Here is an 18911-nt window from a genome sequence, read left to right as displayed (position 1 = left end):
CGAGGCATCGACACGGTTTGGTCTTCGCACCATGCCGGATCGGACGTCCCGCGGCTTTCGCGGACGGTTGATTTTCGCCTGAGACGACTTTGATTTTTGCTTGAGACGACGAAAACGTGCGATTTCGCTTTGAAAACAACGTGCTCGACGGTGACCTTCGGGAGCTCACTTGCGACGGGGCGGCCGTTCCGTTGCAGCCGCAAGTGTTCGATCTCTTGCTTTATCTGGTCACGCAACGGGCGCGAGTGGTCAGCAAGGATGACCTGATCAGCCAGGTCTGGAACGATCGCATCGTCTCGGATTCCGCCCTCAACAGCCGGATCAACGCCGCGCGCAAGGCGCTGGGCGACGACGGCGCGACCCAGCGCCTGATCAAGACCATTCCGCGCAAGGGCTTTCGTTTCGTCGGCGAGGTTCGCGAAGAGGCGGCTGCATCGCCCGCGCAGGCAGTGTCCAGGCCTGCTCTCGCGCGCGCGGCAGAGCGCCCGGCAATCGCGGTGCTCGCCTTCGAGAACATGAGCGGCGATCCCGCGCAAGACTATTTCGGCGACGGCATCAGCGAGGACATCCTCACCGCGCTGTCGAAGCAGCGCTGGTTCATGGTGATCGCCCGCAACTCGTCCTTCACCTACAAGGGACGCGCGGTCCATCTCAGGCAGATCGCCGAGGAGCTCGGTGTCCGCTACATCGTCGAAGGCAGCGTGCGCAAGGTGGACAAGAGGGTACGCATCACCGCGCAGCTCAATGACGCCGTGTCGGGCAATCATCTCTGGGCCGAGCGCTATGACCGCGAGCTCGTCGACGTATTCGCCGTGCAGGACGAGATCACCAACGCGATCGCCGCGGCGATCGAGCCGCAGATCCATGCAGCCGAGAATTTCCGCAGCCATCGCAAGCCGCCGGCGAGCCTCGACGCCTGGGACCTCCTGATGCGCGCGCTGTCGCATTATTGGCGCGTGACGCGCCAGGATCACGAGGCCGCGAAGGCGCTGCTCGCGCGCGCGATCGCGGTCGATCCGAATTACGGCCAGGCGCTGTCGCTGCTGGCCGTGAACGACATGTTCGGCGTGCATCTCGGCTGGGTCGAGCTGGCCGCGGTCGCACCGGCCGCGGAAGCCGCAGCGCTCAAAGCGGTGCGCTGCGACCATGAGGATGCCTGGTCGCATGCCGCGCTCGGCAGCGTCTGCTTTTCGACCCGCAGGCTCGCAGACGCGCTGTCCGAGTTCGAGCAGGCGCTCGCGCTCAACCCGAACTTCTCGCTGGCGCAGGGCTATTACGCGCTGGCGCTGTCCTATGCCGGACGCGCGAAGGACTCGTTCGAGGCCGCGCAAAAGGCGATCCGGCTGTCGCCGCGCGATCCGTCACTGGCGATCTATCACGGTATTGCCGCCTATGCGCGCTTCACCGAACGGCGCTATGGCGAGGCCATCGCGCTGGCGCGCGAGGCGATCCGGCACCGCGGCGACCTCACCGGCGCCTACCGCGTGCTCGCAGTTTCCGCCGGCATGACCGGCGAAAGTGCGCTTGCGGAAATGGCGCTCGGGGAGCTCCGCCGCACCCAGCCGGGCATCTCCCTGCACTGGATCGCGACGCAACTGCCGTGGGCCAACGAGCGAGATCGCGACCACTATCTGGAGGGCTTCCGGCGCGCAGGGTTGCAGTGAGCGGGTGGGCGCTAGGCTGGCTTCCGGCGCAAATGGACGATGACGTCGAGCCGCGCGATCTCGTGGCCGGGAAGCGCCTCAGGCATCTTGGTGAAAGCGAGGCCCTCGGCAACGTCGACCAGCACGTCCTCGCCCTCGAGATAGAAGTGCGGATGCACCGACGTGTCGGTGTCGAAGAACGACTTGATGCCGTCGGCCGCGATCCGCCGCAACAGGCCGGCTTCGGTGAACTGGTTCAGCGTGTTGTAGACGGTCGCGAGCGACAGGTACGCGTTCGCGGCCATCGCCTCTTCGTAGAGACTTTCTGCGGTGACGTGACGATGGCCGCCCAGGAACAGCAATCGGCCAAGCGCCAGGCGCTGGCGGGTCGGACGCAAGCCGGCATTGCCGAGCAATCGCAGGCAGTACCGCACGCCCGCATCCGACGCCGCATCCAGACCGGCGACATCAGATCCGCTGACGTCCTCCGCAGGGATAGTCGTGGCCTGAATGTCCATCGATCGATCGTCTCATGGCTCAAGGGAACAGGACGCGCCCCGGCATCCCGCTATTCGCCATTCGATCGCAAGAGCGCCGGGCCGGCTTTGATCCGGATCAAATTTGACGCCGACCGCCTCTGATCCCGCCTCTGACTTGGCGCAAGGCGGTCCGGCTCGTTCCCGGCCAGAATGCGGAGCCATCGATGAGGTTCGCATGTCCAAGCCGGTTCCCGACAAGGCAGAGGTCGCACTCGAATATCCCGACAAGTTCTATGTCGGCACCTTCGAGCATTCATCCCGCTTCGAGGCGAAGCTCGACGGCAGCGGCGTCGCGCTGGTGCTGCAACATCCGGGCGCGCCCGACGAACGCAAATCGGTGCACCTGCACATCAACTTCGGCCTGCTGGCCGGCATCCTGCGGGAGCTCGCCGGCAGCGTCGCCGCGATCCCTGCGGACGACATCGCGCACCGCGAGCAGCTTGCTGAGGCGCTCGACGAATTGCGGCGGGCGCTCGGCACAACGTGACGGCCTGATGCTTTTGGTCGCAGGGCGCGGACTTGTGCACCGCCACGGCACGCTCTGACCACGACTGAACGCCGCCTGATCCCTCGGAGCGGGCCGATCTGCCGTGTCGTCGCACATTTGGAAAAACAGGACGCGCTGTACATTTTTTGGGCGAGCACTGTCGCGACTTTCATCTTGCCGCGCCGAACGGGACTGTGTGAGCCTCGGTGGTGGATGGGGACTGGGATGGACCGACCGTCGCTTTGCGCGCGAGCACGCCCGCGAAGCGCTGACGGCTGGTCTTGCTTGAGAAAGATACGACATGCCAAAACGAGTGTTGCTTGGTCTCCTGCTGGCTTGCGGCCCCGGCGCTGGCACAAGAGCCGAAGACGGGCGGTGTGATCAATGCCGTGATCCAGCCCGAGCCGCCCGGCCTGATGCTTGCGCAGGTCCAGAACGGCCCGACCCAGATGGTCTCGGGCAACATCTTCGAAGGCCTCCTGCGCTACAGCCCCAAGCTCGATCCGCTGCCGGAGCTCGCCGAAAGCTGGAGCGTCAGCGAGGACGCCAAGACCTACACGTTCAAGCTGAAGAAGGGCGTGACCTGGCACGACGGCAAGCCCTTCACCGCCGCCGACGTGCTGTTCTCGATCGAGATGCTGAAGCAGACCCATGCGCGTGCCCGCACCAATCTGGCGCAGGTCGACAAGGTCGAGACGCCGGACCAGCATACGGTGGTCTTCACGCTGAAGCAGCCGTTCGGCCCGTTCCTCGGCATCTTCGAGGTCGGCTCGATGCCGATGGTGCCGAAACATCTCTATGACGGCACCGACTGGAAGACCAATCCCTACAACAACGCGCCCATCGGCACCGGGCCCTTCATGTTCAAGGAATGGCAGAAGGGCTCGTTCATTCGCCTGGTCAAGAATCCGAACTACCACGAGAAGGGCAAGCCCTATCTCGACGAGATCTACTGGCAGATCATCCCCGACGCCGCGGCGCGCTCGGTGGCGTACGAGACCGGCAAGGTCGACGTGCTGCCCGGCGGCTCGGTCGAGAATTTCGACGTGCCGCGGCTGTCCAAGCTGAAGGACACCTGCGTCACCGGCGCCGGCTGGGAATTCTTCTCGCCGCTGGCCTGGCTGTGGCTCAACAACCGCCAGGGTCCGCTCGCCGACAAGCGGGTGCGGCAAGCGATCATGTATGCGATCGACCGCGATTTCGCCAAGGACGTGATCTGGAACGGGCTCGGCAAGGTCGCGACCGGTCCGTCCGCCTCGACCATCAAGTTCTATACCGATGACGTGAAGAAATATCCCTACGATCCGGCCAAGGCCAAGGCGCTGCTGAAGGAAGCCGGCTACAAGGGCGAGAAGATCCGCATGCAGCCGCTCGCCTATGGCGAGACCTGGCAGCGTTGGGGTGAAGCCGTGAAGCAGAACCTCCAGGACGCCGGCATGACCATCGAGACCATCGCCACCGACGTTGCCGGCGGCAACCAGAAGATCGCGGAATGGGACTACGACATCGCCTTCACCTATCTCTACCAGTATGGCGATCCCGCGCTCGGGGTGGGGCGCAACTACATCTCCAGCAACATCGCCAAGGGCCAGGTCTTCAACAACGTCGAGGGCTATTCCAACCCGGAGATCGACAAGCTGTTCGCCGAGGGCGCGGTTGCGACGCCCGACTCCAAGCGCAAGGAGATCTACGAGAAGGCGCAGAAGATCCTGGTCGAGGACGTGCCGGTGGCCTGGATGCTCGAGCTGCAATTCCCGACCATCATGCGCTGCAAGGTCAAGAACCTGATCACCACGGGGATCGGGGTCAATGACGGCTTCAAGGACGCATGGCTCGACAAGTGAGGGCGGCGCCCACCTCTCCCTCCGGGAGAGGTCGGATCGCATCGTCACATGCGATCCGGGTGAGGGTTTACGCTCTCTCGTGGAACCTGATCCCCCTCACCCGCGCCTTCGGCCCGACCTCTCCCCGTTGGGGAGAGGTGTCGCGTGCGGCACGGCCGCTCCAACCAATTAGTTTGCGAACTTAGATGCTCTCCTTCGTTGCTCAGCGTGTCCTGAAGGGCGTGATCGTCCTGCTCGCGATCGTGGTCCTCAACTTCTTCCTGATCCGGCTGGCACCCGGCGACCCCGCGGTGGTGATGGCGGGCGAGGCCGGGGCCAGTGACCAGGTCTTCGTCAAGCAGCTCCGGGAGAAGTTCGGCCTCGACAAGCCGCTGCCCGAGCAGCTCTTCATCTACGTCAAGGGCGTCTTGACGCTCGACCTCGGCTTTTCCTTCCGCCAGCAGGCGCCGGTCGCAAAGCTGATCGGCGAGCGGCTGCCGGCGACGCTGCTATTGACGCTGACTGCCTTCGCGATCTCGCTCACGCTCGGCATCCTGTTCGGCACCTTCGCCGCGCGCTTCGCCGGAACCATCCTCGACACCGGCATCACCGTATTCGCGCTGATCTTCTACGCCATGCCGATCTTCTGGGTGGCACTGATGGGCATCCTGCTGTTCTCGGTCACATTCGATTGGCTGCCGAGCTTCGGCTACGAGACGGTCGGCGCCAACCTCAAAGGCCTTGCCCATGCGGTCGATGTCGCAAAGCACCTGATCATGCCGGCGATGACGCTCGGCCTGTTCTTCATGGCGACCTACACCCGCATGACGCGCGCCTCGATGCTGGAGGTGAAACGCCTCGACTTCGTCAAGACCGCGCGCGCCAAAGGCCTCTCGGATGCCGTGATCCAGCGCCGCCACGTGCTGCGCAACGCGCTGCTGCCGGTGGTGACACTCGCCGGCGTGCATTCCGGCACGCTGATCGGCGGCGCCGTCATCACCGAGACCGTGTTCGCCTGGCCCGGCATCGGGCGCCTGATGTACGACGCGCTGCTGCAGCGGGACTACAACCTGCTGCTCGGCGTGTTCGTGATCTGCTCCGCCATGGTCCTCATTTTCAACCTCGTCACCGACCTCGTCTATCGCCTGGTCGATCCGCGCATCGAATTCGCCTCATGAAACAGTTCTGGAAATCGATGCTGAAGAGTCCCAGCGGCGTCATCGGGCTCGTCATCCTCCTGCTCGCAATCTCGGTCGCATTGTTCGGACCGATGCTGTTCCCGAACTCGCCCTGGCGCATGGTGCAGCGGCCATTCCTGCCGCCCTTCACGCTCTCGACTGTGCCGCTCGGCACCGACGCGCTCGGCCGCGACGTGTTCGCCGGCATGATCTTTGGCGCCCGCGTGTCACTGCTGGTCGGCCTCGTCTCGACCCTGGTCGCCCTGATCGTCGGCATGCCGATCGGCGCCATGGCCGGCTATTTCGGCGGCAAGGTCGACGACGCGCTGATGCGCTTCACCGAGTTCTTCCAGACCATTCCGAGCTTCGCGCTGGCGATCGTGCTGGTCGCGATCCTGCAGCCCTCGATCTATTCGATCGTGGCCTCGATCGCCATCGTGAGCTGGCCGCCGGTGGCCCGCCTCGTCCGCGGCGAGGTGCTGTCGCTGCGCACGCGCGAATATGTCCAGGCCGCGGTGGTCACCGGCCAGAGCAACAGCTGGATCATCCTGCGCGAGATCCTGCCGAATGCGCTGTCGCCCGTGATCGTGCTGGCCTCGTTGATGGTGGCAACCGCGATCCTGCTGGAATCCTCGCTGTCCTTCCTCGGCCTCGGCGATCCCAATCTGATCTCCTGGGGCTACATGGTCGGCGCCGGCCGCACCGTGATCCGACAGGCCTGGTGGATCACCGTGTTTCCCGGCGTCGCCATCCTGATCTCGGTGCTCGGCCTCAATCTGATCGGCGAAGGCCTCAACGACGCGCTCAATCCGCGCCTGTCGCGCGAGGGCCGCTGATGATGACCGCACTGCCCGCCGTCACCATCAAGAATTTGAGGATCGCGCTGCCTGAGGGAGCCGAGCGCCCGTTCGCCGTCGACGGCGTCTCGCTCGATTTGCGGCCCGGCAAGATCGTCTGCGTGGTCGGCGAGTCCGGCTCCGGCAAGTCGATGTGCGCGCATGCGCTGATGGGGCTGCTGCCGGATACGGTGTCGGTCACATCAGGCGAGATACAGTTCGAGGGCCGCGACCTGCTCAAGCTCGACGACGACGGCTGGCGCGACCTGCGCGGCCGCAGGCTGGCGATGATCTTCCAGGAGCCGATGACCGCGCTCAATCCGCTGATGCGGATCGGCGACCAGATGGCGGAGATGTTCGAGGCGCACGGCCTGCTCACGCCGAAGGAGCGGCGCGCCAAGGCGCTGTCGCTGGCTCGCGAGGTCGGCCTGCCCGACCCCGAGCGCATCGTGCGCGCCTATCCGCATCAGCTCTCCGGCGGCCAGCGCCAGCGCGCCATGATCGCGATGGCGCTCGCGCTCGAGCCTGCGGTGCTGGTGGCCGACGAGCCCACCACCGCCCTCGACGTCACCACCCAGGCACAGATCCTGAAGCTGATCCGCAATCTCCAGCGTAACCGCAACATGGCGGTGATGTTCATTACTCATGACTTTGGCGTCGTCGCCGACATCGCGGACCAGGTCGTGGTGCTCCGCCACGGCAAGGTCGTCGAGGAAGGTCCGGCTAGGGCCATCTTCAACGATCCACAGCACGACTACACCAAGGCATTGCTTGCCGCCGTGCCCTCGATGGATCCGCCGCTGCGACAGCCGCTGGACGATCGGGTCAGGGCCGTCGAGGTGATCGGCCTGGACAAGACCTATGTCACATCGGGTGGTTGGTTTCGCGAGGATCGCCGCGTCGATGCGGCGCGCGCGGTCAATTTCAACATTCTCAAGGGCGAGACGCTCGGCCTGGTCGGCGAATCCGGCTCGGGCAAGTCGTCGGTGGCGCGTCTGGTGATGCGGCTGATCGAGGCCGATCGCGGCACGGTGCGGATCGGCGAGACCGATCTCACCTCGCTGTCCGGCAAGGCGCTGCGCGCCGAGCGCCATCGCATCCAGATGATCTTCCAGGACCCGTTCGCCTCGCTCAATCCGCGCCGCAAGATCGGTCACATCATCGCCGACGGCCCGATCGCAGCCGGTACGGATCCGAAAGTTGCGTTCGACCGCGCCCGCGATCTCCTCAAGATGGTGGGCCTGGATGCCGGCGCGCTCGAACGCTATCCGCATGAATTCTCCGGCGGCCAGCGCCAGCGCATCGGCATTGCCCGCGCGCTAGCGCTCGAGCCGGAGATCATCGTCGCGGACGAGGCTGTTTCCGCGCTCGACGTCTCCGTGCAGGCGCAGGTGTTGAAGCTGCTGGAAGACCTCAAGGCGCGCCTCGGCCTGTCGATGCTGTTCATCACCCACGATCTGCGCGTCGCGGCCCAGATCTGCGACCGCATCGCGGTGATGCAACGCGGCGCCATCGTCGAGCTGAAGCCGACCGCGCAACTGTTCGCCGCGCCGGAGCACGCCTATACCCGCGAATTGCTCGCCGCCGTGCCCGGACGGAAGGAGCACGCGCCGGCGGCCTGAGACGGCTCGTCTTCGTTCATCGATTTCCGTGATGGTTCCAAAAACTTGCACGCTGAACGCGACGAAACCAATTCGATCTGGCAGCATTTGCCTTCGTGAGACCATCCTTGCTCAGGTCGGCAAGGGGTGGGTTGATCCAAATACTCGCTCGTCGCGGCTGGCGCCGCACAACGAACGTGACGTGGTGATCAGCTCTACAACCCAGCAAGCGAGACGCACCGGGATGCTGGGAATCGCGCGGCGCGGTCACGCGCTTTTTATCCGGTCGTGACCGGACCCGCCGCTTCAAAGCCGAAGGCGGCACCATAGATGACGATTGAATGATCGACGTCATCTCATGACGGACTCACACTGATATTCGGAGCCAACATGGGCGAAGTTATTCGATTTGTTTCAAAATCCGAGCGCGAGCGAGCACGCCTCATCGAGGAGGCACGCGCGATCTACGACAGCGTCTTCCCGCCGGCCGATCCGGCGGGCGAGGACCAGGGAAAACCGGCGATCGGTCGCCCGTTCATCGGCCGCGACGGGGGTAACGTATCGTGATCAAGATCATCGCCGTGCTTTGCAGCCTCGCCTCTCCCTCCAATTGTCACGAGCAGATCGTCACCACGTCGGACTTCGCGCAAATCTCGGTACAGTCGTGCCTGATGGGCGCGCCGCAGCTCGCCGAATGGATGAACCAGCATCCGGCCGAGCGTCTCGCGGCATGGCGTTGCGTGATCGGTCAACAGCCCGGCCGCGGGATCTAAGCGCGGACGTCTTGCTTCCGCGGAGTAGGCCGGTTTCGTACCCCGGACGCAGCGCAGCGCTTCAGCGGCGCGCTGCAGAGCCGGAGCCCATAGCAGCGCGCGTTCTTGCAGCCTCTGGGTCGCGGCCCGCGATTCGCGCGTCCGAAACACGCCTGCGCCCGCCGAACGTTGGGCAGTGACGTCACTGCTTCGTCGGAGTAACCTTTCGTTGCGGCCATTCGCAGCAAGGGGGACGCCGGATGGAAGTCGCCAGCCTCGTTCTTCCGGTCTTCGCCATCATCGTCACCGGCTGGCTCGCCGGCGAGTTCGGCTATCTCTCGCGCGCGCTCGCCGATGCCCTGGTTCACTTTGCCTACAACGTGGCGATGCCGGCGCTGTTGATCGTCACGATCGCCCAGGAGCCGGCGCACAACCTGCTGGAATGGCGCTTTCTGCTCGCATTCGGCGGCGGCTCGCTGATCTGCTTTGCACTCGTGTTCGTGCCGGTCCGCGCAAGCGGCAAGCACGATCTCGCCAGCAGCACCATCCATGGCATGGCAGCGTCGATGACCAACACCGGATTCGTGGCGCTGCCGATCCTGCATGCGATCTACGGCCAACCCGCCGTGCTGCCCGCGGCCGTCGCGACGGTGTTCGTGGCCGCGGTGATGTTTCCGATCACGGTGATCCTGCTGGAAAAGCGCGACGCACGCGGGGCCTCCGTGCAGTCGACGGGACTGGCAAAGCAGATCCTGCTCAATCCCATGGTGCTGTCGACGTTGATCGGCCTCACCTGGGCGGTGACGGGACTGCCGATTCCGGCAGCGGTCGCGGCCTACCTGAACATGATCGCTGCCGCGCTCACGCCATGCGCGCTGTTCGCCATCGGGCTCGGCCTGTCCGTCGAGGGCCTTAGGTCCAATCTGAAGGCGTCGTTTGCACTCGCGGCTGTGAAGCTCGTGGTCATGCCGCTCATCGTCTACGGGCTTTGCGTCGTGATCGGCCTCTCTCCTCTCTACACGGTTGCGGCCATCATCTGCGCGGCCGTGCCGACGGCGAAAACCGTCTACGTTCTCGCGCACGAGCACAAGGTCGAGGAGAAGCTGGTTGCGGCCACGGTCTCGATCACGACGATGCTGTCGGTCGCGACATTGCTGATCGCGCTTTACCTGCTCTCGGGATCGGCGAGCGGCATGCGTTGATTCGCCGGTGGCCTCCGCCTGGAGCCATCTCTATCTCGTGGTATTGCTCCAGGTCGGAACCGAGTTGGTCACGCCGACCGAGGGCCAATTGTATGATCCGACCGACGGCGCGGTGACGGTGCCGACCGTCTGGCCCGACGTTCCATAGGACGCCCTCGGCTGAGCGGCAGGCGCTCCGGCTCCGCTATAGGTCGGCGCCGCCACGCCAGTGCTGTACTGCCGGCTCGCCCGGACCTTTTTTGCTTCAGCCGCGAAAGGTGCGGCAAGAAGTCCGGTGGCGACGAGCGCGGCGATGGCAAGTCTGAGTGTCTTCATGGCTGGTCCTTTCGCCCGCTACACACTCCGATATGCCAAGTGTTCATGGATCGGAAAATTTCCATGGGTTTGCCATCATAACTCCGCGAGCGGACGGAGGTGCCGGAGCACGGCACACTCCCGACGCCTTCGGATGGACCCGAATCAGCGCTAGTGCATTGCTTTCAGTGACTTCCCTGGACTCAAAGCATGACCGGCGCCGAACTGAAGCAGCTTCGCAACGACCTCTCCGAAGCCCTCGAGCGCAAGCTCAGCGCGGCCGACATGGCCAAGCTTTGCGGTTTGCCGGGGACGAGCGGCGCCGACACCATCCGGCGCTGGGAGGTCAGCGGCCCGACGCCGGAGGCGACCAGGATTTTGCGCGTGCTCGCGATGGCGAGCGAGCGCTATCCGATCCTGGAGAAGTTCGACATCTTCGATCGGCACGACGTTCGCGAGGAAGACAGGCCGGCGAAGCGGGCCGCCTTTCGCGCGCAATTGCGCGATGAGGCGCTGCGGCGCCTTGGTTAACACGAGACCCGCGCAAGTTACCGACAAGGCCCGCCGTTAAGCCTTCCTTCACCACTTCTTAAGTCGTCATTAAGCACGAAAATCATTTACAGCCCAACAAGTTAGGTTGGGCCTCGCTGTGCCACGGATGTGACAGCATTTTCGTCAAAAGCGAGCTATCTGCAAAACCAATGCGGCGCAGAGAACGCGCCTGCCGGGACATTTACGTGTTGGAGTTCAAGACCATGAAGAAGATTCTGTTTGCGACCGTTGCGCTGCTCGTGCTGGGCGCGGCTGCGCCGGCCGTCGGCGCCGATCTCGGCAACCGCAACTATTACAAGACGCCCGCGCCGGCCTACGCCGCGCCGATCTACAACTGGACGGGCTTCTATCTCGGCGCCCATGTCGGCGGCGCGTTCTCCAGCGACAACAATTTCAACGGCCTTTCCACCGGCAACAACGGCAACGGCCGCTTCCTCGGCGGCGTGCAGGTCGGCGGCGACTGGCAATTCCACCCGAACTTCGTGGTCGGCGTCGAGGGCCAGTATTCCTGGCTCTCCGGCAGCGTCGGCGCGGTGTTCCCGGGCGGCATCGCCTACACCAACGACCAGCGCGGCCTCGGCTCGATCACCGGCCGCGTCGGCTACACCTGGGGTCCCGGCCTGGTCTACGTGAAGGGCGGCTACGCCTATTCCGACAACAACGAGAAGGTCACTGTCGGCGGCGTGCCGACCGCCTTCGTCATCACGGGCGACCACCGCAACGGCTACACTGTCGGCGCCGGCCTCGAATACATGTTCGCCCCGAATTGGTCGGCCAAGGCCGAGTACCAGTACTACAATTTCGGCGACGCGAGCTTCACCGGCGGTCCGCTCGCGGGCACCGGCAGCTTCACCACCGACGACCACACCTTCAAAGCGGGCGTCAACTACCGCTTCAACTGGGCAAGCCCGGCTATGGCGCGCTACTGATCGGTTACCAAAACATTACAGTGAAAAGGGGCCGGCGACGTTGCCGGCCCCTCTTTTTTCGCTCTGCGGAACGTGCGCAAGCGATTGCAGCAATTGCGATTTTTTAACCGCCCCGCCCGATACTCCCCGCCACAAAACATAAGCAAGGGCGTGGGGGAATTTCGATGGCGATCCGTTTCAGTCTCGGCCGTTTCAAGCCGCGTTTCAAAATGCCCAAATGGGGCGTGCGCGGCAGCCTGTTCGCGGCCTTCGCATTGATCGCGGGCATGGGCCTCGTGATCGCGGCCGGCGCAGGCCTTGCGCTGCAGACTCTCGGCGGACGCATTTCTGAACTGAGCGGACGGGACATTCCGCGCCTTTCCGCCAGCCTGCAATTGTCGGCGCTGAGCGCGAGCCTCGCGGCACAGGGACCGGCCCTGCTTGCGGCACAAAGCGAGGAGGCCCTGAACGAACGCATCAAGAAGCTCAGGGAATTGCAGGAGCAGACGCAGCAGAAGCTCAACGAGATCATCGAGCTCGGCGGCGACAAGAGCGTCGTCTCAGGGCTCAGCGAGACGATGAAGAGCATCAACGAGGCGGCTCAGAGCCTGACCAAGGCTGCTCGCGAACGGCTCGACATCGCGGCGCTGCACGAGAAGCAATATGACGCGCTTCGCACCGCGCAGGGCGCCTTCGTCGGCGCAGCGAGCCCGGCGATGCTGGACGCGCAGACCCGCGTCAATGCCATTCTCGGTTCAGCCGACCTGTCCGCCGCAGATGCGACCGACGCCGCGCAGACCGTCGGTCAGCTCGGCAATGTCGTCGCCAGCGGCAATCTCGCGGCCGCCAACATGAGCGCGGCGCTTTCGGCGAGCACCAGCGACAAGCTCGACGACATCCAGAAGGAATTCAAGACGGCGCAGGGACGGCTGCGGTCGAACCTCGATCTGTTGCCGGACAACCAGGGCAACAAGATGCTGCGCGACACCGCGGAAAAGCTGCTCGCGCTCGGCACCGGCAAGACCGGCGTGTTCAATCTGCGCGAAAAGGAGCTCGACTCCATCGACTACGGCCAGACCATCCTGGACGAGACCCGCAAGCTCAATGTCGGCCTCGGCATCAGCGTGCAGCAGCTCGTGGACGGCGTGCAAAAGGAGACCAACAGCTCGACCCTCCAGGCGCGGCAGGAGATTTCGCTGGCGACGTCGGTCATGCTGGCGCTGGGCGCGCTGATGCTGGTCGGCTCGGCGCTGTTCGTCTGGCTCTATGTCGGCCGCAACATCCTGCGCCGGATCGGCGCCCTGCAGCAGTCGATGCAGCTGCTCGCGAACGGCGATCTCGAAACCGAGATCTACCGCTCGAAGAGCCACAACGACGAAATCTCCGTCATGGCGAACACGCTGCAGGTGTTCCGCGAGAGCATGATAGAGACCCGCGCGCTGACGAGCGAGCAGGACAAGGACCGTATCGCCAAGGCCGAACGGGCCGCGCGCATGGAAGCGAAGATCGCCCAGTTCGAAAGCACGGTGCGCTCCGCGCTCGACAATCTGGCGCAATCGGCCAATTCGATGCAATCGACGGCGCAGAGCATGTCGACCACCGCCGACCAGTCCAACGCGCTGGTCAACGCAGTCGCCTCCGCCGCGGAAGAGACGTCGGTCAACGTGCAGACCGTGTCGGCCGGCACCGAGCAGCTGTCCTCCTCGATCCAGGAGATCAGCCGCCAGGTCGTGACCTCGGCCGAGATCGCCAAAAAGGCGGTCGACGAAGCCGGAGCGACCGACGCCACGGTGCAGAGCCTTGCCGACAGCGCAAGCCGCATCAGCGTCGTCGTCGACCTGATCCAGACCATCGCCTCGCAGACCAATCTGCTCGCGCTCAACGCCACCATCGAGGCGGCGCGCGCCGGCGAGGCCGGCCGCGGCTTCGCGGTGGTTGCCTCCGAGGTGAAGAGCCTGGCGAGCCAGACCGCCAAGGCGACGGACGAGATCCGCACCCAGATCGCCAGCATGCAGTCGGTCACGACCTCCGCGGTCGGCGCCATCCAGGGCATCGGCCGGATCATCGGCGAGATCAACGACGTCACCACGACGATCGCAGCCGCGGTCGAGGAGCAGGGCGCCGCCACGCGCGAAATCGCCCGCAACATCCAGCATGCCGCCGGCGGCACCAGCGAGGTCTCCAGCAACATCGTCGGCGTCTCCACCGCGTCCGCCGAAGCCGGCGCTGCGGCCACCGAGGTGCTGGGCGCCTCGGACGCGCTGCGGCGCGAGGCCGACATGCTGCGCGGGGAGATCGACACCTTCCTCAACGACATGCGGGCGGCCTGATTGTCATTCCGGGGCGGCGCGCAGCGCCGAACCCGGAATCTCGCGCAACAACCTCTGGATTCCGGGTTCGCGCTCACGCGCGCCCCGGAATGACTGCTTTTTTTTGCAGGCTTCAACCGGCGTGCGGAAAAACGCCGCCCGGCATGACCACCATGCGGAGACCGCGGACGGTCCCTTTTTCGGCTGGCGTCCCGCCGTATGTGCGGGTACCGATAATGCATGAGCTCAAAAACCGACACCGTGCAGTCCTCGGCCGAGGCCCTGCGTTACCCCTGGGAACAGCATCCCGGCCCCGAACAGGTTGTCGAGGTCAGGCCCGGCGTGTTGTGGGCGCGGCTGAAGCTGCCGTTTCGCCTCAACCACGTGAACATCTACCTGCTCGCCGATGGCGACGGCTATGCGATGATCGATGCCGGCTTCGGCAACGAGGAGACGATCGAGGCCTGGACCAAGCTGTTCGACGGACCGCTGAAGGGCGTCAACATCACACGCCTGATCGTCACCCACTCGCACCCCGACCATGTCGGTCTCGCCGGGTGGATCGTCGAGCGCTTCAACTGCCCGCTGGTGATGTCGCAGGTCGAATATCTGCAATCGGTCTATCACCAGAACCGCGGCACCGAGGAGCGGCGCGAAGCGCAGCGGCTGTTCTTCCGCCGCCATGGCATGGACGAGTCGCTCACGGAAAAGCTGCTCGGCCGCGGCCAGGATTATCTGAAGCGCGTCTCGGTGCTGCCGCCGTCCTACCGCCGCATCTCGCATGGCGACGACGTCGTGATCGGCACGCGCCGCTTCAAGGTCATCACCGGCGGCGGCCACGCGCTCGACCAGGTGATGCTGTATTGCGCCGACGACAAGCTGTTCCTCTCCGCCGACCAGGTGCTGAGCAAGATCTCGCCGAATGTCAGCGTCTGGGCGGTCGAGCCCGACCAGAACTCGCTCGGCGAATATCTGGCCTCGCTCGCCAGCCTCACCACGACGCTGCCCTATGACGTGCTGGTGCTGCCCGGCCACGGCGTGCCGTTCTACGGATTGAAGACCCGCATCAAGCAGCTCGCCGACCACCACGAAGAGCGCTGCCGCCTGATCGCGGAAGCCTGCCGCGAGGTGCCGCAAACCTCGCGCGCCCTGGTGCCCGTCGTGTTCAACAAGCATGTGCTCGACGAGCACCAGATGGGCTTTGCCGCCGGCGAGCTCGTGGCCCACGTCAATTACATGATCGTCGAGGGCCGCCTCACGGCCGAGGTGCAGGACGGCGTGCTGCAGTTTCGGACGACGTGAGTTCTTCGCCTCTCCCCACCTGCGGGGAGAGGGAGAAGACCTCACTTCATGTTCGCGATCGCGTGCAGCGCCGCGATGTAGCCGAACGGCCCCAGCCCGCAGATCACGCCGGTCGCCACGAACGAAATCTTCGAGTGGCGGTGATATTCGTCGCGGGCGTGGATGTTGGAGATGTGCACCTCCAGCACCGGACCTTCGAAGGTCTTGATCGCATCCATGATCGAAACCGAGGTGAAGGACAGGCCGGCCGGATTGATGACGATCGCATCGGCATCCTGCCGTGCCGACTGGATCAGGTCGACCAGCACGCCTTCATGGTTGGACTGGTGGAAGGCGAGCTTGAGGCCGAGCCTTGTGGCCGCTTCCTCGCAGCTCGCATTGACCTCCGCGAGCGTCGTGGTGCCGTAGATGTGCGGCTCGCGGATGCCGAGCATGTTGAGGTTGGGACCGTTGAGGATCATCACGCGCTTCATGGAGGGGTCCTTTCGAGAGCCTGGGTGAGCAAGGAAAGCGCGCGCCGGGCCGCAACGGAAGACCAAAGGCCGGGGCTGAACCCTCGCCCGGGCACATGGTGCAGAGCAGCATGATATGTCGGGCAGGGTTGATCGGGATCAAACTGCGACGCGCCGGATAGGGCATTTTGCCCAAATGCTCCACAGATCCAAATGTGGGATAGCGCATAGACATTGGAGCTGGAAAAGCTCTAAGTAGATGCGTCCCCTGGTCAGGTTCCGTTGCAGGTTTGCCGATGGATTACGCCCAATTCTTCGATTCCGCCCTCGATCGCCTCCACACCGAGCGGCGCTATCGCGTTTTCGCCGACCTCGAACGCACGGCCGGCCGGTTCCCGCACGCGGTCTGGCACTCGCCCAAGGGCAAGCGCGACGTCGTGATCTGGTGCTCCAACGACTATCTCGGCATGGGCCAGCATCCCAAGGTGGTCGGCGCCATGGTCGAGACCGCGACGCGCGTCGGCACCGGTGCCGGCGGCACCCGCAACATCGCCGGCACGCATCATCCGCTGGTCCAGCTCGAAGCCGAGCTCGCCGATCTCCACGGCAAGGAAGCCGCGCTGCTGTTCACCTCGGGCTATGTCTCGAACCAGACCGGCATCCCGACCATCGCAAAGCTCATTCCGAACTGCCTGATCCTGTCGGACGAGCTCAACCACAATTCGATGATCGAGGGCATCCGCCAGTCCGGCTGCGAGCGGGTTGTGTTCCGCCACAACGACGTTGCACATCTCGAAGAGCTGTTGAAAGCGGCCGGCCCCGACCGGCCGAAGCTGATCGTCTGCGAGAGCCTTTATTCCATGGACGGCGACGTCGCGCCGCTCGCCAGGATCTGCGATCTCGCCGAGAAATATGGCGCGCTGACCTATGTCGACGAGGTCCACGCCGTCGGCATGTACGGCTCGCGCGGCGGCGGCATCGCCGAGCGCGACGGCGTGATGCATCGCATCGACATTCTCGAGGGCACGCTGGCCAAGGCGTTCGGCTGTCTCGGCGGCTACATCGCCGCCAACGGCCAGATCATCGACGCCGTGCGCTCCTATGCGCCGGGCTTCATCTTCACCACCGCGCTGCCGCCAGCGGTCTGCTCGGCCGCGACCGCCGCGATCAGGCACCTGAAGACGTCGAGCTGGGAGCGCGAGCGCCACCAGGACCGCGCCGCCCGCGTCAAGGCGATCCTCAATGCCGCCGGCCTGCCGGTGATGTCGAGCGACACCCACATCGTACCGCTGTTCGTCGGTAATCCCGAGAAGTGCAAGCAGGCCTCCGACCTGCTGCTTGAGGAGCACGGGATCTACATCCAGCCGATCAACTATCCGACCGTCGCCAAGGGCACCGAGCGCCTGCGCATCACGCCCTCCCCCTACCACGACGACGGCCTGATCGATCAGCTCGCCGAGGCGCTGCTGCAAGTGTGGGACCGCCTCGGCCTGCCGCTCCGCGAAAAGTCGATGGCGGCGGAGTAGGCCTTTTTCTTCTCTTACCCTCCCCTGGAGGGGGAGGGTCGCTATGCATGGAGCGAAGCGGAATGCATAGCGGGGTGGGGTGACAGCCCCTCCACGAACACACTGCCCGTGCTGAGAGATCACCCCACCCCGCTCGCGCTTCGCGCGATCGACCCTCCCCCTCCAGGGTGTTCAGACCGGGGACATGGTGGACGGGTGTTCGGAGACATCGTGGACACTTTCTGTGCTTCCGTCGAGAGGCCGGATGTCGACGGTAGCAATTGTCTGGGTTCTGAAGACGACGCTGAAGACGCCGTCCTGAGCCGTTGGCCGAAACGCGAGGGCCTTCCCGTAGAAGGCCTTCGGGACTTTGATTTTGCGACCGCGGAAGCTGACGTGACCGCCTTGCTGGATCCGGCGCACCTCGTCGCCCGGAGCGTATTCGAAGGGAGCGATGGTCTCGACATAGTCACGCGGGCTGGGTTGATAGCGGCTGGCAGGGACAGCGAGTTCGAGCGCCTCGTGCGGCCGTTGGGTGTTGTAGATGGTGCGCCAGCGCTCGAAGGCATGTTCGGCAGCAGCGAGATCGGCGAAGGGCGGGCCGGACAGGACTTCGGCCTTCAGGCTGCGGTGGAAGCGTTCGTCCTTGCCCATGGTTTGCGGATGATAGGGCCGCGAATGGCTGATCTTGATGCCATGCTCGATCAGCCAGACCCCGAGCGGGGTGAACGGGCTGCCCGGTCCGTCGCCCCAGGGCGAGCCGTTGTCGGTGATCATCCTCTCGGGCAAGCCGTAGCGGCGGAAAGCCGCGATGAGATGCTCCTGAACCGTCTCGGTGCGTTCGTTGGTGCACGCCGCAAGTGCAACCGAGAAGCGCGAGTGATCGTCGAGCACGGTCAGTGGATGAAGTCGGCCAGTGTGCATGGCCACGTGGCCCTTGAAGTCCATTTGCCACAACTCGTTTGGTCGCGATCGTTCGAAACGGATCAAGGCAGGCGAACCGCCGCCGAATTTGCCAAGTTCCACCCCATGTCGCCTCAGGATCGCCGTGACCGTCGAAGGCGCCGGAACGGCTTCCTGTCCCAGATCCTTCAGCCGCCTGGCAATCTTCCGTCCGCCCCAAGCCGGATGCTCGGCTCTCACCGAAAGCACGGCCGCCTCGATCGCCGCGGCGCTGCGCGCGGGCGACGTCTGTGGGCGCCGCGGCTGCTCCACAAGTCCAGCCGCCCCGTCCAGCCGCCAACGCTCCAGCCACTTGTAGCCCGTCGTCGGGCTGATCCCGAAGCGACGGCACAGCTGCCGAACATTGCTGCCCTCTTCCGAGGCCAACATCACAAACTCCAACCTCGCGTCCATCCGAGACACCTCGCGGAACGGCATCCGACAGCCTCCTTGCTTTGCTGTCGAAAGTGTCCACGATGTCTCCGAACACCCGTCCACCATGTCCCCGGTCTGAACACAGGGGAGGGTGAGGACCGGCACTCGACCTCCGGCTTAACGACATCGCCAGTTCCCCTCCCCACGCGCC

18 protein-coding genes are annotated in these 18911 nt (G+C 64.7%); 14 read left to right on the top strand and 4 right to left on the bottom strand.

What is annotated here, in order from left to right; translation table 11 throughout:
• The first annotated feature begins 116 nt into the window (after positions 1–116).
• Entirely contained in the window at positions 117–1664 is a 1548-nt protein-coding gene (locus BDOA9_RS08535) for a winged helix-turn-helix domain-containing protein (protein ID WP_025033521.1), read from the top strand.
• Positions 1665–1675: 11 nt separating this feature from the next.
• Here BDOA9_RS08535 and irr read toward each other — a convergent pair whose 3' ends face one another.
• A complete protein-coding gene (gene irr, locus BDOA9_RS08530; RefSeq protein ID WP_025033520.1) occupies positions 1676–2161 on the bottom strand; it encodes a Fur family transcriptional regulator Irr in 486 nt (161 codons plus the stop codon).
• Between the two features lie 196 nt (positions 2162–2357).
• Here irr and BDOA9_RS08525 point away from each other — a divergent pair, with 196 nt between their 5' ends.
• From BDOA9_RS08525 to BDOA9_RS08495, 8 genes are all read left to right on the top strand, one after another.
• The gene (locus tag BDOA9_RS08525) at positions 2358–2669 is read left to right on the top strand and encodes a hypothetical protein (protein ID WP_025033519.1); all 312 of its coding nucleotides are present in this window, start codon (positions 2358–2360) and stop codon (positions 2667–2669) included.
• A 320-nt stretch (positions 2670–2989) separates the two neighbouring features.
• Complete coding sequence (locus tag BDOA9_RS08520) at positions 2990–4513, top strand: ABC transporter substrate-binding protein (protein WP_210183836.1); 1524 nt, start codon at positions 2990–2992, stop codon at positions 4511–4513.
• Positions 4514–4698: 185 nt separating this feature from the next.
• Positions 4699–5670 carry an ABC transporter permease gene (locus BDOA9_RS08515; protein WP_025033518.1) on the top strand — a complete coding sequence of 324 codons (972 nt, stop codon included), beginning with the start codon at positions 4699–4701 and terminating at the stop codon, positions 5668–5670.
• A complete protein-coding gene (locus BDOA9_RS08510) occupies positions 5667–6506 on the top strand; it encodes an ABC transporter permease (protein WP_025033517.1) in 840 nt (279 codons plus the stop codon). Before BDOA9_RS08515 ends, BDOA9_RS08510 begins: the two co-directional genes overlap by 4 nt.
• A gap of 2 nt (positions 6507–6508) precedes the next feature.
• Positions 6509–8128, top strand: a complete 1620-nt coding sequence (locus BDOA9_RS08505; protein WP_025033516.1) for an ABC transporter ATP-binding protein — start codon at positions 6509–6511, stop codon at positions 8126–8128.
• Between the two features lie 369 nt (positions 8129–8497).
• Positions 8498–8674 carry a hypothetical protein gene (locus BDOA9_RS38745; protein ID WP_192859547.1) on the top strand — a complete coding sequence of 59 codons (177 nt, stop codon included), beginning with the start codon at positions 8498–8500 and terminating at the stop codon, positions 8672–8674.
• Positions 8671–8880, top strand: a complete 210-nt coding sequence (locus BDOA9_RS08500; RefSeq protein ID WP_025033515.1) for a hypothetical protein — start codon at positions 8671–8673, stop codon at positions 8878–8880. The genes BDOA9_RS38745 and BDOA9_RS08500 overlap by 4 nt, the downstream gene beginning before the upstream one ends.
• A 239-nt stretch (positions 8881–9119) precedes the next feature.
• On the top strand, positions 9120–10061 hold the full coding sequence (locus BDOA9_RS08495) for an AEC family transporter (protein ID WP_025033514.1): 942 nt from the start codon (positions 9120–9122) through the stop codon (positions 10059–10061).
• 30 nt (positions 10062–10091) lie between these two features.
• Here the strand turns inward: BDOA9_RS08495 and BDOA9_RS08490 are convergent, their stop codons facing one another.
• Entirely contained in the window at positions 10092–10376 is a 285-nt protein-coding gene (locus tag BDOA9_RS08490; protein WP_042335836.1) for a hypothetical protein, read from the bottom strand.
• A 189-nt stretch (positions 10377–10565) separates the two neighbouring features.
• Between BDOA9_RS08490 and BDOA9_RS08485 the strand changes: the two genes are divergently transcribed.
• The 4 genes from BDOA9_RS08485 (at position 10566) to BDOA9_RS08470 (ending at position 15426) form a co-directional block, all read left to right on the top strand.
• Entirely contained in the window at positions 10566–10886 is a 321-nt protein-coding gene (locus tag BDOA9_RS08485; protein WP_025033513.1) for a hypothetical protein, read from the top strand.
• A gap of 224 nt (positions 10887–11110) precedes the next feature.
• Positions 11111–11836 (top strand): outer membrane protein, encoded by a 726-nt coding sequence (locus BDOA9_RS08480; protein WP_025033512.1) that lies wholly within the window; start codon positions 11111–11113, stop codon positions 11834–11836.
• A gap of 164 nt (positions 11837–12000) precedes the next feature.
• Entirely contained in the window at positions 12001–14145 is a 2145-nt protein-coding gene (locus tag BDOA9_RS08475) for a methyl-accepting chemotaxis protein (RefSeq protein WP_025033511.1), read from the top strand.
• A gap of 219 nt (positions 14146–14364) precedes the next feature.
• Positions 14365–15426, top strand: a complete 1062-nt coding sequence (locus BDOA9_RS08470; protein ID WP_025033510.1) for an MBL fold metallo-hydrolase — start codon at positions 14365–14367, stop codon at positions 15424–15426.
• 41 nt (positions 15427–15467) lie between these two features.
• Here the strand turns inward: BDOA9_RS08470 and aroQ are convergent, their stop codons facing one another.
• Entirely contained in the window at positions 15468–15899 is a 432-nt protein-coding gene (gene aroQ / locus BDOA9_RS08465) for a type II 3-dehydroquinate dehydratase (RefSeq protein WP_025033509.1), read from the bottom strand.
• Between the two features lie 275 nt (positions 15900–16174).
• On the opposite strand from aroQ, the gene hemA reads away from it, so the two are divergent.
• Positions 16175–17404, top strand: a complete 1230-nt coding sequence (hemA, locus tag BDOA9_RS08460; RefSeq protein ID WP_025033508.1) for a 5-aminolevulinate synthase — start codon at positions 16175–16177, stop codon at positions 17402–17404.
• Between the two features lie 171 nt (positions 17405–17575).
• Here hemA and BDOA9_RS08455 read toward each other — a convergent pair whose 3' ends face one another.
• A complete protein-coding gene (locus BDOA9_RS08455) occupies positions 17576–18763 on the bottom strand; it encodes an IS481 family transposase (protein ID WP_025032165.1) in 1188 nt (395 codons plus the stop codon).
• Positions 18764–18911: the final 148 nt, after the last annotated feature.

Origin of the sequence: Bradyrhizobium sp. DOA9, assembly GCF_000617845.2 — a bacterium.
GTDB lineage: Bacteria > Pseudomonadota > Alphaproteobacteria > Rhizobiales > Xanthobacteraceae > Bradyrhizobium.
This window is presented reverse-complemented; position numbering and strand designations above follow the sequence as displayed.

Excerpts from the sequence above, each read along its gene's own strand:
- BDOA9_RS08480 (WP_025033512.1), top strand. The coding sequence starts at position 11,111 with ATGAAGAAGATTCTGTTTGCGACCGTTGCGCTGCTCGTGCTGGGCGCG.
- BDOA9_RS08455 (WP_025032165.1), bottom strand. The coding sequence starts at position 18,763 with ATGCCGTTCCGCGAGGTGTCTCGGATGGACGCGAGGTTGGAGTTTGTG.
- irr (WP_025033520.1), bottom strand. The coding sequence starts at position 2,161 with ATGGACATTCAGGCCACGACTATCCCTGCGGAGGACGTCAGCGGATCT.
- BDOA9_RS08495 (WP_025033514.1), top strand. The coding sequence starts at position 9,120 with ATGGAAGTCGCCAGCCTCGTTCTTCCGGTCTTCGCCATCATCGTCACC.
- BDOA9_RS08505 (WP_025033516.1), top strand. The coding sequence starts at position 6,509 with ATGACCGCACTGCCCGCCGTCACCATCAAGAATTTGAGGATCGCGCTG.
- BDOA9_RS38745 (WP_192859547.1), top strand. The coding sequence starts at position 8,498 with ATGGGCGAAGTTATTCGATTTGTTTCAAAATCCGAGCGCGAGCGAGCA.
- BDOA9_RS08510 (WP_025033517.1), top strand. The coding sequence starts at position 5,667 with ATGAAACAGTTCTGGAAATCGATGCTGAAGAGTCCCAGCGGCGTCATC.
- BDOA9_RS08525 (WP_025033519.1), top strand. The coding sequence starts at position 2,358 with ATGTCCAAGCCGGTTCCCGACAAGGCAGAGGTCGCACTCGAATATCCC.
- BDOA9_RS08470 (WP_025033510.1), top strand. The coding sequence starts at position 14,365 with ATGAGCTCAAAAACCGACACCGTGCAGTCCTCGGCCGAGGCCCTGCGT.
- aroQ (WP_025033509.1), bottom strand. The coding sequence starts at position 15,899 with ATGAAGCGCGTGATGATCCTCAACGGTCCCAACCTCAACATGCTCGGC.
- hemA (WP_025033508.1), top strand. The coding sequence starts at position 16,175 with ATGGATTACGCCCAATTCTTCGATTCCGCCCTCGATCGCCTCCACACC.
- BDOA9_RS08490 (WP_042335836.1), bottom strand. The coding sequence starts at position 10,376 with ATGAAGACACTCAGACTTGCCATCGCCGCGCTCGTCGCCACCGGACTT.
- BDOA9_RS08475 (WP_025033511.1), top strand. The coding sequence starts at position 12,001 with ATGGCGATCCGTTTCAGTCTCGGCCGTTTCAAGCCGCGTTTCAAAATG.
- BDOA9_RS08515 (WP_025033518.1), top strand. The coding sequence starts at position 4,699 with ATGCTCTCCTTCGTTGCTCAGCGTGTCCTGAAGGGCGTGATCGTCCTG.
- BDOA9_RS08485 (WP_025033513.1), top strand. The coding sequence starts at position 10,566 with ATGACCGGCGCCGAACTGAAGCAGCTTCGCAACGACCTCTCCGAAGCC.